Origin of the sequence: Clostridium aestuarii, assembly GCF_026735135.1 — a bacterium.
Lineage (GTDB): Bacteria > Bacillota > Clostridia > Clostridiales > Clostridiaceae > Clostridium_H > Clostridium_H aestuarii.
Genome location: NZ_JAPQER010000003.1, coordinates 157,876 through 171,992 on the forward strand (window position 1 = coordinate 157,876; position 14,117 = coordinate 171,992).

At 28.3% G+C, this 14,117-nt stretch carries 10 protein-coding genes; 7 read left to right on the plus strand and 3 right to left on the minus strand.

Annotated features, from left to right (window positions below; genetic code table 11):
* Nucleotides 1-96 precede the first annotated feature (96 nt).
* Both OW763_RS09080 and OW763_RS09085 read left to right on the plus strand, forming a co-directional pair.
* Nucleotides 97-1,143: an HD-GYP domain-containing protein gene (locus OW763_RS09080; protein WP_268040790.1), complete on the plus strand. Its 1,047-nt coding sequence runs from the start codon at nt 97-99 to the stop codon at nt 1,141-1,143.
* Nucleotides 1,144-1,239: 96 nt separating this feature from the next.
* The gene (locus OW763_RS09085; RefSeq protein ID WP_268040791.1) at nt 1,240-3,249 is read left to right on the plus strand and encodes a glycoside hydrolase family protein; all 2,010 of its coding nucleotides are present in this window, start codon (nt 1,240-1,242) and stop codon (nt 3,247-3,249) included.
* Nucleotides 3,250-3,299: 50 nt separating this feature from the next.
* On the opposite strand, the gene OW763_RS09090 is transcribed toward OW763_RS09085, so the two are convergent.
* Nucleotides 3,300-5,285, minus strand: a complete 1,986-nt coding sequence (locus tag OW763_RS09090) for a fructose-1,6-bisphosphatase (RefSeq protein WP_268040792.1) — start codon at nt 5,283-5,285, stop codon at nt 3,300-3,302.
* Between the two features lie 445 nt (nt 5,286-5,730).
* On the opposite strand from OW763_RS09090, the gene OW763_RS09095 reads away from it, so the two are divergent.
* Entirely contained in the window at nt 5,731-6,405 is a 675-nt protein-coding gene (locus OW763_RS09095; RefSeq protein ID WP_268040793.1) for a response regulator transcription factor, read from the plus strand.
* Entirely contained in the window at nt 6,389-7,906 is a 1,518-nt protein-coding gene (locus OW763_RS09100; protein ID WP_268040794.1) for a sensor histidine kinase, read from the plus strand. Before OW763_RS09095 ends, OW763_RS09100 begins: the two co-directional genes overlap by 17 nt.
* 154 nt (nt 7,907-8,060) lie before the next feature.
* Here OW763_RS09100 and OW763_RS09105 read toward each other — a convergent pair whose 3' ends face one another.
* A complete protein-coding gene (locus OW763_RS09105; RefSeq protein WP_268040795.1) occupies nt 8,061-9,281 on the minus strand; it encodes a S1C family serine protease in 1,221 nt (406 codons plus the stop codon).
* Nucleotides 9,282-9,686: 405 nt separating this feature from the next.
* On the opposite strand from OW763_RS09105, the gene OW763_RS09110 reads away from it, so the two are divergent.
* Nucleotides 9,687-10,532: a DegV family protein gene (locus OW763_RS09110; protein ID WP_268040796.1), complete on the plus strand. Its 846-nt coding sequence runs from the start codon at nt 9,687-9,689 to the stop codon at nt 10,530-10,532.
* A 214-nt stretch (nt 10,533-10,746) separates the two neighbouring features.
* Entirely contained in the window at nt 10,747-11,130 is a 384-nt protein-coding gene (locus tag OW763_RS09115) for a four helix bundle protein (RefSeq protein WP_268040797.1), read from the plus strand.
* A gap of 190 nt (nt 11,131-11,320) precedes the next feature.
* Here OW763_RS09115 and OW763_RS09120 read toward each other — a convergent pair whose 3' ends face one another.
* Entirely contained in the window at nt 11,321-12,133 is an 813-nt protein-coding gene (locus OW763_RS09120; RefSeq protein WP_268040798.1) for a YihY/virulence factor BrkB family protein, read from the minus strand.
* A gap of 780 nt (nt 12,134-12,913) precedes the next feature.
* Here OW763_RS09120 and OW763_RS09125 point away from each other — a divergent pair.
* Nucleotides 12,914-14,068 (plus strand): hypothetical protein, encoded by a 1,155-nt coding sequence (locus OW763_RS09125; RefSeq protein ID WP_268040799.1) that lies wholly within the window; start codon nt 12,914-12,916, stop codon nt 14,066-14,068.
* Nucleotides 14,069-14,117: the final 49 nt, after the last annotated feature.

Consider the following 14,117-nt stretch of genomic DNA (forward strand, 5'->3'; position numbering starts at 1 on the left):
GAAATACTACATATAGTAGGGTTTTATACGATAATACAATAGAGACAGTTGAACGTATCAGATGATAATTGTTAACTTAAAGAGTGGGGTGTTTTAATGAGGTATGTACCAGTTAATTGTTTAAATGAAGGAATGAAATTAGGTAGAAATGTATATTCACCAGGTGGAACTGTGTTACTTGCAAAAGAGGTTTCACTAACTAAAGAATATATAGAGAGCCTTAAGAACTTAGTTATTAATGGAGTTTATGTTGATGATGATCTTTCAAAAGATATAAGAGTTGAAAATATAATATCAGAAGAATTAAGAGTGGGCGCAGTTAAGACAATCAAACAGATTTATAATAATCCTAAAAGCATAGTAAAATCTTTAGATACTGTAGAAATTATAGCTAAAAATGTTATGGATCAAATATTACATAATAAAAGCATAATGGTAAATATGATTGACATAAAAACCTTTGATGATTATGTGTACAGCCATTCAGTAAATGTTGGTGTATTAGCAGCGGTGCTAGGAATAGGTTTGAATTTAGATGAGATTAAATTGGAAAAATTAATTACCTCAGCTTTATTACATGATATAGGAAAGGTTTTTATTCCTAAAAATATCATTAATAAAACTGAAGAACTATCAGAAAAAGAACAAAAAATCATAAAAACTCATCCTGAAAAAGGGTATAAGTACATAAAACAGTATTACAATATAGCTGTTACATCTTATGTAGGGATTTTGCAGCATCATGAGAGATATGATGGGAAAGGATATCCAGATAAAAAGGTAGGAGAAAACATATCTCTTTTTGGAAGAATAATATCTATTTGTGATGCTTATGATAATTTGATTTCTGAAAAGCCTAACAAAAAGGCAAGTATTCCATCTGAGGCGATAGAATATATAATGGCACATAATGGAACTACTTTCGATCCTAAATTAGTAAGATTGTTTTTAAGAAAAATTGCCCCTTATCCACTAGGTACGATAGTAAAATTAAGTAATGGACAAACTGCTATTGTTGTAGAAAATAATGAAGAATGTTCAATGCGTCCTACAGTAAAGATTATTGAAACTGAAAAAACGTATAATTTAACACAAGATTGGAATTTTAGAAACGTTACAATTATTGGAGTGGAAAATAAGTAAAAAAATGAAAATCAATTTCATGTAGGTAGTTTTTTTATTTAAATAAGGTTATAATGTTTAGGGATTAAAGTTTGCTAGAGCAATAGGGGGAGACTGATGGTGTGTAAAATAATTTACAAAAGAGTTGTGGGTGCATTAATCATTATGATAATGTTGATTGGGTGTATTCCAGGCTGTGTACAAGCTAGTATGGAAAATGTTCAAACTGTTTCTAAAGATAAGGTTTGGACTATTAAATTTAATCAAAAGATAAAGTTTGATGAAGATACTAAAAAAGCTGTTAGTGTATTAGATGAAGCTGGGAATAAAATTTATACAACAGTTGAATTGGGGCGTGATTCAAAATCTATTATAGTAAAACCGCCAATAAAACATTATAACATGGGAGAAACCTATACTTTAAATGTAGATAAAAACATTTATTCTTTACATAATAATAAATTATCAAAAACAGAAGAGATAAAATTTAAAATAGAAAAAGTAGATACATATGCATCTATGCAAAAAATAAAAGAGGGAGATATTATAATCTCAGAGCCAGGAAAAGAATATCTATTGAACAGATTAGATAAGGTTAAAGATATAGAAGATAGAGATTTAAAAGAAGCAAACTGGGATTTGTTTGCATATAAATATCAATATTTAGATGGCGGTGGAGCAGTAATTGAAAACAAAGAAAATGCTTCTAAATTGAAATTGCCATTCCAGCTTAAAGGATGGTTTGCTGTATACATAGGTTATGCCACAGGTACTGAAGGATTTAAGGTTAAAGGAAAAGAAAAAGAAGAGGTAATAAACATTTTTAATAATACAAGGCTAAAAGGAAGAAATCAATATGTTGAAGAAGCTTTTGCTTTTATAGAGAATTTTGATAATAATAATATAATTATAGAACCTCTAAAGGATAAAAAAGCTAAACTTACTTATATAAAAGTAGTTGGGTTAAATGAAAAACAGGTAAAACTACACAACAGCTATAATGAATATATAAAATATAAAAGAGTGGTTTATGATAATGATGGTTTTTCTGATTTCTTCTGGGGAAAGTGTCCAAGCACAGAAGAATTAAAAAAAGTGGCTGTTGATTCTCTTAAAAGTGTAGACGCAGGAGAAATAAATTGGGAAATAGGAACAACAGGATGGTTGAATTATGACAGTTATTATGCAGGTAAATCTTTTGAAGGCTCAGAAAAGTATGATGCTTATACAAGAGAGGGAGATAAATTAGCAAGAACTCAAATCCGTAATATATTAGAATCAGGAAAATCTCCTTTGGAAATTGTAGCAAAAAGAGCGAAAGAGCAGGGATTAAGAGTTAATGTATCTATGCGTATGAATACATTTTATAATGATAAGGCAAGATATTTTTTAAATGGAACTATATATGATAAATATAAGCAAAATATGCAGAATGACAGTTTCTTTTTAAGTTATTATTATTCAAGATATAGAAACTATATAATGAATGTACTTAAAGAAGTTTCACAAGTAGATAATGTTGATGCTATAACTCTTGATTTTTGTAGATATCCAAAGGTTATGGGAAATGAAGTTTCAGATAAACGAAAAATTGATATTATGAATAGATTCATGAGAGAAGTTAGAAAAAAAATTCCTTCATACATAAAAATATCTGTAAGAGTTCCATATTTAAATCCAGATTCTTATGGTTTTGACATAGAAACATGGGTACAAGAAGGTTTAATCAATAGATTGATACCATCATCTATAACTCATGAAGATTTTTATGATATAAACAAATATGTAGAAATGGTAAAAGGAACAAAAGTAGAATTATATGTTGGAATTACTGCTAATCTAAAAGGAAAAGATTTAACTCCAGAAACAGAAGCATTGTTGAAAAAAGGGTTATATATACCTGATAATCAATATTTAACAGTAGAAGAATATTTAATCAGAGCTCACCAAGCTTATGAAGCTGGTGCTAAAGGTATTTTCTTATTCAATACACTTAATGATGTAGACTTTACAAAAGATTTTTCACCAAAATTCGAATTTTTAGGTGATAAAGTAAAAGTTAATAGATGGTATGAATTTGAATATGAGTCATACTTAGTACACAATAAGATAAAAATAATGATATAAAAACAGTTGACGTTCTGTATTAGATTGCTAACACAGAACGTCAACTGTTTTTAAGCTTCCTTAATAAGACCTTTTCTATATGCAATAAGAAGCATTTCCAGTTCTCTAATTTGTTTTCTAAGATCTTCACCAATGTCGGTGTCAGCTACTCTTTTTCTAGTTACAGCATGTTCTAAAATAATAGTAGAAGACAAAATATCTCTTTCCTCTTCAATAGCCTTTTTGATAGAACCAAAAGGTTCGTGAGAAGTTAATAAAAGCCCATAAGAATTATATATTAGAGTATAGCCAGCAATTCCTGTTTGAGGTTGGTAAGCTTTGCAGAAACCACCATCTATTACAAGTAGTTTGCCGTTTGCTTTAATCGGACTTTCACCTTCTTTGGTTTTCACAGGAATATGCCCATTGATTATATGAGAACAATTTGGAGGTAAGTTAAATTCTTTAAGAATATTGCAGCATACATCTTCATTATCTCTATATTTATAATAGTTATTTCGTTCTTCATGATGAGTGTCACTATCATTAATAAAGTAGCGTTCAAATGTAGTCATTTTTAATTTACCAAATTCAGGTGAATCAGAACCACACCACAAATACCATATCATATCAAGTGCATATTTTTTTTGTGGTGTTCCATCTTTAAAGAAATAAGCTTCTCTTGCTAGAGTATCAAATTTATCTAAAACAGCTTTACCTTTATATTTTTTATCATTTATTATTAATTCTTTGAATGAACCGTCCTCATTTAATGGGATACAGCCGTGATATAGTAAATTGGAGTTGCATCTTAAGTACATGCTTCCTTTGGTATACATAAAACGAATATGTCTTTGAAGTTTTTCACTTTTCACAAAGGAACGTCTTAATTTTGCAATTAAAGCTTCTTCTCTATCAGTAAGTTTATAAGGATCATTAGGAGCTATTGTTGGAAAACACGTATCACTTAGTTCATAAATTTTTTCTTCAAGTTGAATTGTACCGTTAGGGTAATCAATTTTATCTAAAAGCAATCTATCATCCATTGAAAATTCAGCATGCTGTTCTATGATTTGTCCTTCAAGCTTAAATTGGATAATTGAAATAGCTTTATGCATCTTAGAAATTAATCTAAGTTCCTTTTCACTTAATTCTTTATTTATTGTTTTTGGTATAAAGTTGCTGCATGGATCATCTTCGTAAATATCCATAGCAAAAGTAGCAAGTGGAAGTAAGTTTATTCCGTAACCATCCTCTATAGTATTTAAGTTGGCATACCTTAGTGAAATTCTAAGAACATTACATATGCAAGCTTCACATCCGGCAGCAGCAGCCATCCACAAAATATCATGATTTCCCCATTGAATATCCACTGAATGATGATTCATTAAAGCTTCCATTATAATTTCAGCACCAGGACCTCTATCGTAAATATCTCCAATAATATGAAGTCTATCTACAACAAGCTTTTGAATAACATTGGCAATTGCAATAATAAATTCGCAAGCACGGTCAATATCTATTATAGTTTTGATTATTCCATTATAGTATTCATGTTTATTTATTTTTTCTCCCTGTTCATGAAGCATTTCTTCAATTATATATGAGAAATCTTGAGGAAGAGCTTTTCTAACCTTGGAACGAGTATATTTTGAAGAAACTGCCTTGCATAATTCAATAATTCTGTAAAGTGTTATCCTATACCAATCCTCTAAATCTCTTTCAGAGTGCTTAATTAATTCTAATTTTTGTTCAGGGTAATAAACTAATGTAGCTAAACTTGTTTTTTCGTTTTCTCTTAGTGAAGTTCCAAAAACATCATCTATTTTACGCTTTATAACTCCAGAAGCGTTTTTTAACATATGTGTAAATGATTCATATTCTCCGTGGATATCACTGATGAAATGTTCAGTACTCTTAGGTAAATTTAAAATAGCTTGTAAATTAATAATCTCTGTACTTGCAGCAGATATATTAGGATATTGGTTAGCAAGAAGCTTTAAATAACGAAGCTCGCTTTTTATCAGTTCTATATTATTTTCGTCACAAAAGGTCATGTGGTCTCCTCCTTTTAAACAGTTTATAAGAAAAGTGTGTTGCACTTTCAAATCCTATTTATATAAATAATATGTTAATGTGCATAATATGTTAATAACAAAGATATTATATCATATACTATCACACATATTAATAAAAACCATGAAAAAGTACAGCATATTTATGAAAAAGTGTATACTTTTTATGATTATTAAAAATAGTTACATGAAAAATTATAACAGGAAATAAAAGGAAATTCAATGGAAACTTTTTTAAATAACAATTAAGAATTAAAATTTAAGAATTAATTATATAATTTGCTCTTGTTAGATGTTTTAATATTTGTGTTAAAATAAATTTAAGAACAATTTTATATATATGCAAAAAAACTAATTTTGTTCATTGTTAATTCTTAATTGCATTAATACTTTTAACCGTGAATTATATTAAGGGTGGTGATTAAAAATGGATACTACTATTTTAATAGTAGAAGATGAAGATAGAATGAGGAAACTTATAAGAGATTATTTTGTGAGTAGTGGATTTAATATTTTGGAAGCTGAAAATGGTATAAAAGCATTAGAAATATTTAATGCTAATAAAGTAGATTTAATCATACTAGACATAATGATGCCTTATATGGATGGATATACAGTTTGTAAGAATATAAGAAGAAATTCAGATGTGCCTATAGTTATTTTGACGGCAAAGTCAGAGGAAGATGACAAGCTCTTAGGGTATGAGTTTGGAGCAGATGACTATGTTACCAAGCCCTTTAGTCCTAAGGTTCTAGTGGCAAAAGGAAAAGCATTGTTAAAGAGAATTAATTCTAAAAATAAAAAAGGAGTTATGAATTTTAATGGACTAGAAATAAATGAGTTGTCTCATGAAGTGAAAATAGATGAGGAAGATATTTTGTTGTCACCTAAAGAATATGACTTGTTATTATTATTTGTTAAAAACAAAGGTATAGTTTTAACAAGAGATAAAATTTTAGATAAGGTATGGGGATTTGATTATTATGGAGGAGCTAGAACAGTAGACACAAATATAAAAAGGCTTAGAGAAAAACTAAAGAATAAAGCTAAATACATAGTTACTGTAAGAGGGTGTGGGTATAAATTTGAAGAGAATAAATAAAAAAAGTATAACTTTTAAATTGTTTATTGTAACAACAGTGTTTTTTATATCATTCATAAGTATTCAGCTTATTTTTCAATCATTATTTTTTGAAAAATTTTATATAAATAAAAAAACTAATAAGCTTAAAATAGAATTAGAAAGCTTTCAAAAGGATTATATTAAAAATTTAAAAAGGAGCACACAAACCATAAGAATCATTGAAAAATTTGAACAAAGCAATAATGCAAAGATAGTTATTTTAGAAAGTAATGGATTACTTAATTATATAACTAATTATGAGGATGAACTTAAGGATTCCACTAGAGTTAATGTAATAAAAGGGATAATACAAGAGTGGACATCTGATCCAAAAGCGTTTATTGATTTGCAAAACAAAGGAGAAGCTATTACATATATATTTGATAGTAAATTTTATAATATTAAGAATATCGTTTGTGTGTCTCCAGTAGTTATCAACAATATCCCTGTTAAAGTGATTTTTGCAGTTTCTTCTCTTCAGCCAGTAAATGAAGCTGCAGATGTAATAAAAGAATATTATATATACATATATATAGCCGCAGTAGTTTTAATACTGATATTATCATTTGTTTATTCTGAAATGATATCAAGACCACTTGTTAATCTAAACAAGAAAGCTACAAAAATGTCTAAGTTTGATTTCACAGAAAAATGTGATGCGAATAGAGAAGATGAAATTGGAAATCTTGCAGCAACATTGAATTTTTTATCGGAGAATTTGAATAAAGCTTTAAATTCCCTTAGGAGTTCCAATAAAAAATTAAAAAAGGATATTGAAAAGGAAAAGAAATTAGAAAAAATGAGAAAGGAATTTGTAGCATCGGTTTCTCATGAATTAAAGACTCCTATCAGTTTAATTGAAGGATATGCTGAAGGAGTAAAAGATAATATAGTTCAAGGAGAAGAAAGAGAATACTATTTAGATGTAATAATTGATGAAGCCCAAAAGATGGGTAGACTTGTTGCAGATATGCTTGAGCTATCAAGAATGGAATCTGGTACTTTTAAAATGAACATGAATGAATTTATTTTAGATGAAACAATAATAAAAACTATAAAAAGACTAAAGAATTTAAATTATCAAAATGATGAAGAAAATAATATAGAAATAATAATGGATGTACAAGATAATTTAAAAGTTTTAGGTGATGAAAATAAAATCGAAGAAGCTATAACCAATTTTCTAACAAATGCTATAAGACATACAAAAAATCAAGGTAAAATTATAGTGAGAGCATTCATTAAACAGGATAAGGTTTGGGTTGAAGTAGAGAATGAAGGAAATAATATACCGGAAGGTCAAATAGAAAAAATATGGGATAAGTTTTATAGAATAGATAAATCAAGAAATAGAATGCTTGGTGGAACAGGGCTAGGACTTGCTATAGTAAAAAATATTTTAGAACTTCACCACAGCGAATATGGAGCAGAAAATACCAAAATTGGAGTTAAATTTTATTTTTCTATGAAGAAAAATTGACAAAGTTTATTTATAGATACTAGGGATATGGTAGATATTTTATGAAAAGCAAAAGTAGTATAGATGAGAATTAATCTATACTACTTTTTTAGTTATAATTTTTTAGGGGGAAATTATAACTACTATATTAAATTAATGATAATTAGCTATTTAATTAATTTGTTAATTTTAAATCGAGGGTCTTAGTTTTCCCGTTTCTTACGAGCTCTACTTTAACAACATCTCCTACATTATGAGATTGTTTTAGCTTATTTAATTCAGTTACTTGTTTAACTTTTTTACCGTCAAATTTAACAATAACATCTCCTGCTAATAAGCCACTTTTTTCTGCAGGGCTGAATTCTTCAATTTGGTGAATATATATTCCAACTGGGACATTATATCGTTTAGAACGAGCTGAATCAATGTCGCTTGCTACAATACCAATTTTTAAAATCGGTTTTAATAAATGTTCTATTTTAGGTTTTATTTCATTAATAGGAATAGCAAAACCAATACCCTCTACCTGACTACCACCTATTTTAGCACTATTAATGCCTATTATTTGTCCATATACATTCACAAGAGCTCCTCCACTGTTACCAGGGTTAATTGCAGCATCAGTTTGGATGTATTTATGTTTTTCACCTTCTATTTGTATTTCTCTATCAACAGCACTTACAACACCAGCAGTTACTGTACCTAAAAATTCTTTTCCAAGTGGGTTTCCAATAGCAACAGCAGGTTCTCCAATTTCAATATTATCTGAATCTCCAAATTCAGCTACACCAGGAAGTTGAACTTTTTCTGTTAGCTTTATAACAGCTACATCTAAAGTAGCATCGTAATTAATTAATTTTGCAGGAATTTCTTTTCCAGGTTTTCCTTTACCTTCGTTAAGAATGACATTTATTTGTCTTGCTCCTTTTACTACATGATAATTTGTAAGAATATATCCATCTTCGTTGAAGATAATACCAGAACCCATACCTTCCTGTTGTTCTGGAAATCCAAATACATCATATGAAGTCATGCTCTTTGTAGCAACACCTACTACAGCAGGACCTACTTGCCTTGCAATATTAGCAACAGATAATGGTACGGTATTATTTGTTGTTTTAACTATGTTATTGTTATTATTAGGTATATTATTTTCGATTTTTTGTTCAGCAGCTAAGTTATTATAATATTTAATAGTAGCAAAAGAAGATATACCTCCTCCAAGTGATGCGCAAACTAAACCTATTATAATGTAAGAAATAATTTTTTTACCCGAACCTTTGTTTTTATTATTTTTTTTGGTAGAATCGGATTTTATATAACTATCCTGAATAATTTCTCCATCAATAAAAGGTTGATCTTCAAAAGTATTATTGCTGTGTCCTAATTTTCTCATATGGATTCCTCCTTGTTTTTGTGTATCGATTAACTCTAAGTATATATTATTCCTCTTTTGTTACAGTTTGATGACAAAAGTGTTAAGGAATTAAAAACAAAACTTTAATTCTTAATTTAAAAAAGTGCTTTACACTTTTTAATAGCATATAACGACAAAAATTCATTTATTACCATAAAAATGTAGAAAATTCTTTACAACATAGCTGTTAAATAATAAAATTAAAGTAATGTTAATAAAAAATTCATAAAATATTAATTTGAAGTTAAGATATATTCAAAAAAATATCCGTTGTAGCTTTGAATTGTTATTTTTTTCAGAGGCATAATATTTCATAAAAAAAGAAGCAAAATAAACCTATAAACAAAAGTTTAAAATGATATGTTATAAGGAGGAATAGTATCAATGAACAAAATTGCTTTGATAACAGATACTACAGCAGACTTAACAGATGAAATAATAAAAAAATATAATATAAATGTTTTACCTTTTAGAATTATATATAAGGATAAGGAATATAAGGATAAAATAGATATTACACCAGAGGAAGTTTATAATAATTTGGATAAAGAAGTTCCAACTTCATCATTACCTTCTATGAAGGATATGGAGAATTTATTTAAAAGATTAGAAGAAGAAGGTTATACGCACGTTATAGCTGTAACTCTATCGTCAGGATTATCAGGAATCACAAATGCTTTAAAACTAGTTGCTGAAAATTACAAAAATATAATAACTTATGTATGTGATTCTAAATCAATTTCTTTAGGTGAAGGTATATTAGTAGAAGAATGTGGTAAAATGATTAAAGCTGGTAAGAACTTTGAAGAAATAGTAAATAAAATTCCATTATTAATGAAAAAGGTTAAAGTGTTTTTCGTAGTTAAGACATTAGAATACCTTAAAAGAGGTGGAAGAATAGGAAAAATTTCAGGTGCAATAGGTAGTCTTTTAAATATTAAACCTATAATAAGTATAGATTTGGAAGGAAAATATTTTACATACGATAAAGTAAGAGGAAGAAAACAATCTTTAAGTAGATTAGTCAATATTTTAAAGAAGGAATTTCAAGGTAAAAAAATTAGAGCTTATATTATGAATGGAAATGCTTATGAAGAATCAATAGATGTTTATGAAAAAATCAAGGAAATAGATGAAGTTGAATCAGTACAAATAGGAGGACAAATAAGTCCCGTTTCAGGAGTGCACAGTGGACCAGGACTTGTTGGGGTCGCGTTTATGGAAGTCTAAAAAGCAGCTGACGTTCTGTATCAGCAAGCTGATAGGCGAAGTTGACGTGAAAATGCCATAAAACTGCCATTTTAGTTGACATGTTGTGTTAGCAAGCTAACAGGTACAGTTGAGAGTTGAAGAAGAAAAATCTTTTAGATTAATATGAATATTTTTTCTTACCAAGGTGATAATTGATAATACTTATTTACAATAAATTTAAGGAGTGTTATCAATGAGAAACTTAAATAATAGTATAGTATATAAAAATGCATTTAATTTTTCAATTAGAATGATTGAATTATATAAATATTTATGTGCTGAAAAAAAAGAATATATATTATCTAAGCAAATTGTACGTTCAGGAACTAGTATTGGTGCAAATATAAGAGAAGGGTTAGATGCACAAAGTGATAAAGATTTTCTTTCTAAATTTAACATAGCACTAAAAGAAGCTGTTGAAACAGATTATTGGATAGAACTTTTGGTAGAAACTAAATTTTTAACCCAATTTAAAGGTAAATCATTAATAAATGATTTACATGAAATAATTAGAATGTTAAACTCTATAGTAAAAACTACAAAACAAAAAATAAACTATCAAACAAATACTAATTAAAAAATCGAGTATGGATAATCTATACTCGATTTTATTGCGTTTGTCAGCTAGCTGACACAGCATACCAATCTTTGTCTGTTTTTCAACTCTCAACTGCTAGTATCAGCTTGCTGATACCGCATGTCAACTAAAATGTCTTTAAGTAGACATTTCATGTCAACTTCGCCTGTTAGCTTGCTAACACAGAACGTCAACTTTCAATGAGCAATGAATTAATTTCTCCTCCTATTAATATAATTACTGAAGTCAAAAACAACCATATCAACAATACTATAACTGCGCCTATTCCTCCGTAGAGTTTTGAATAATTATTAAAGTTATCTACATAAAAGGCAAAGCACATAGAGGCTATTAACCAACCTATGGTTGCAAAAATTGAGCCAGGGAGGACTTCTACAAATTTAAGTTTTCTAGCTGGAGTAAGCTTATATATGATAGCAAAAATAAATATCATTGACATTAATGTAATGAAATATCTTAATAAATCCCATACAAAATCAAAGGTTGAAGGTAGATTGAAGGTGGTGCTTATAGTTATACCTATTAGATTACCTAATACAAGTAAAAAAAGTGAAAACATAATCATAAATGCAAGTATAAAAGTACATAAAATAGCAGTAAGATATACTTCCCAAAATGAACGATTTTCGTTCATATCGTAGGCTTTGTTTAAAGCGTTTATAACGGCAGTAAAACCGTTAGAAGCTATAAAAATTGTTATGATCAAACTGAAAGAAAGTAAGTCACTTTTTCTGGAATCAAAAATTTCTATTACGGTAGCATAAATCAATTCAAATGCATTGGAAGGCATAATTCTTCTTAAACTTAATAAAACATCGTTGCTCGTAACAGAACTAAATCCAATCATAGTCATTAAAAATATCAAAAAAGGAAAAAAAGATAACAATAAGCTGTAAGCAAGTTGAGAACCTAAAGCAAAAATATCATCTTCTTTTGTTTTATATATCAATCTAAGAAGAAGATATTTATTTTGTTTTTTCAATTTTATTCCCCCATAAACTTCAATTAATAGTTAATAGTTAATAATTAATAGTTAATAGTTGAAAAATGGGTAACTTTTTATAGTTAAAAGTATATTATGTTAATTGTATGGTTAATATGCAAATTCAATATAAAAAATAATAAAAAGGTATAACTTTTAGAAAAAAGTCTACGTAGTTCTATATGTAATAATATTATGAAAAAAAATTACCAAAATAAAACAGTAAAGAATATTTAGTGTGATTTCGAAATATATATTATGGAGTTTATAAAAAATATACCATCTTCTATTGCATTTTATGGTAAAATATTATAAAATCAATTCGATAAGGTAATTTTATGTAAGAATTGAGTAACTATGTGGTGATATGTGTTAAAGATAGAAATAAGTTATAAAAACTTTTTTAAAATTTATAGAATCTTAATGAAATGATGGTAAATATATCATCAATGTTTTGAAATTACCACGCATAATTTGTTTAATTGTTGTTGATAAGTGGGACAAAAACCTATATAATTAATATTGTAATAAAACTTGGCAATTAAGTTTATTACTTCATCAGCATGAATTACCGATTAAAACATGTAATACTTCTATGAAAAGAAGGATTTATTAAATTTATGTAGAATATTGAGTTAATACGTAAAAAGTTTAAGTATGGTAATTGTAAGGAGATATAATTTTTATAGTATTATGTTTCCCTAACTTACATAAATTATTCAACCCAAAGTTAATAATTTAAAAAATAATAAAATACAAACAAAATGGGAGGGAACAAAAGTGGTTAAAAAGAAGATAAGCATGCTTTTAGCAGCTGTGCTAGTAGCTTCAGGAGTAGGAATGGTTAAACCAGCATTTGCTGAAGTTAACACAGCAAAAGTACCAGCAGTAACTTATATAGCACCAAATCATACAATGGTTGAAGCAGGTGACAATTTCTCATTTGTACTTCAAGCAAACACAGAAGAAGAAGTTCAATACAGAGTATGGGCTCAAAACATTAAAACAGGAAAATGGTTTGAAATAACTGATGGTTATTCAGATGCTGTAAAAGGTACAGAACCATTTATTCCAACAGCAGTTAAGAATTTAGAAGAAGGAGCATATAAAGCTTCAATCTGGATTAAAAAAGCTGGTTCAGAAGCTAAATATGACAGCTATGCTGTGAAAAACTTCAAAGTTCAAAAAGATGGATATTTTGCTGAAAGAGCAAACATGGATGAACTTGGACTTAAAGATACTTACAAAGCAGGAGAAAAAATAGCTATAACTGGATCAGATGAATATAAATTACACATATTTAATCCATCAGCAGCAACAAGAAAAGAAGGATGGATGATAGATGAAGATTATGAAACAGCAGAAGCTACTTCATATACTTTTGAAAAACCAGGAACTTACCTTGTAGATGTATGGGGTAAAAAAGCTGATAGTCAAAACAAATATGATGGTTGGGTTCTTAAAGTTGTAACAGTAACTGAAGGAACTGGAGAAGTTACACCAACTGTAGAAGTTGCAGCTGGATTAGATGCAATGAGCAGAATGGTTAAAGTAACATTAAATGTTGATGATGCTGAAAACTATAAAGTAACTTATAGTGATGGAACAGAATTAAAATACTATTCATCAAGCAAAACATTCAAAGCTGTAATCTACTCAACTGATGAAGAAGCATTAAAGAATGCTGAAAGCTACAAAGTAGTTTGCACAAAGGTTGAAACACCAGAAGCTACTGTAGAAGTTGCAGCTGGATTAGATGCAATGAGCAGAATGGTTAAAGTAACTGGAGTAGATGGAGAAAAATTCGAAGTTGAATATAATGATGGAACAAAATTAAAATATTATGAAAACAGCAAAACATTTAAAGCTGTAATCTATTCAACTGATGAAGAAGCATTAAAAGATGCTAACAATTACACATTCACTGTAAAATAAGTAAATTAGCCAAGAGCGACTTTACATTTTAAATAAAAAATAAAATATT

What these genes read in the sequence shown, in the direction of transcription:
- OW763_RS09080 (WP_268040790.1), top strand. Translation starts at nt 97, where the DNA reads ATGAGGTATGTACCAGTTAATTGTTTAAATGAAGGAATGAAATTAGGT.
- OW763_RS09085 (WP_268040791.1), top strand. Translation starts at nt 1,240, where the DNA reads ATGGTGTGTAAAATAATTTACAAAAGAGTTGTGGGTGCATTAATCATT.
- OW763_RS09090 (WP_268040792.1), bottom strand. Translation starts at nt 5,285, where the DNA reads ATGACCTTTTGTGACGAAAATAATATAGAACTGATAAAAAGCGAGCTT.
- OW763_RS09095 (WP_268040793.1), top strand. Translation starts at nt 5,731, where the DNA reads ATGGATACTACTATTTTAATAGTAGAAGATGAAGATAGAATGAGGAAA.
- OW763_RS09105 (WP_268040795.1), bottom strand. Translation starts at nt 9,281, where the DNA reads ATGAGAAAATTAGGACACAGCAATAATACTTTTGAAGATCAACCTTTT.
- OW763_RS09110 (WP_268040796.1), top strand. Translation starts at nt 9,687, where the DNA reads ATGAACAAAATTGCTTTGATAACAGATACTACAGCAGACTTAACAGAT.
- OW763_RS09115 (WP_268040797.1), top strand. Translation starts at nt 10,747, where the DNA reads ATGAGAAACTTAAATAATAGTATAGTATATAAAAATGCATTTAATTTT.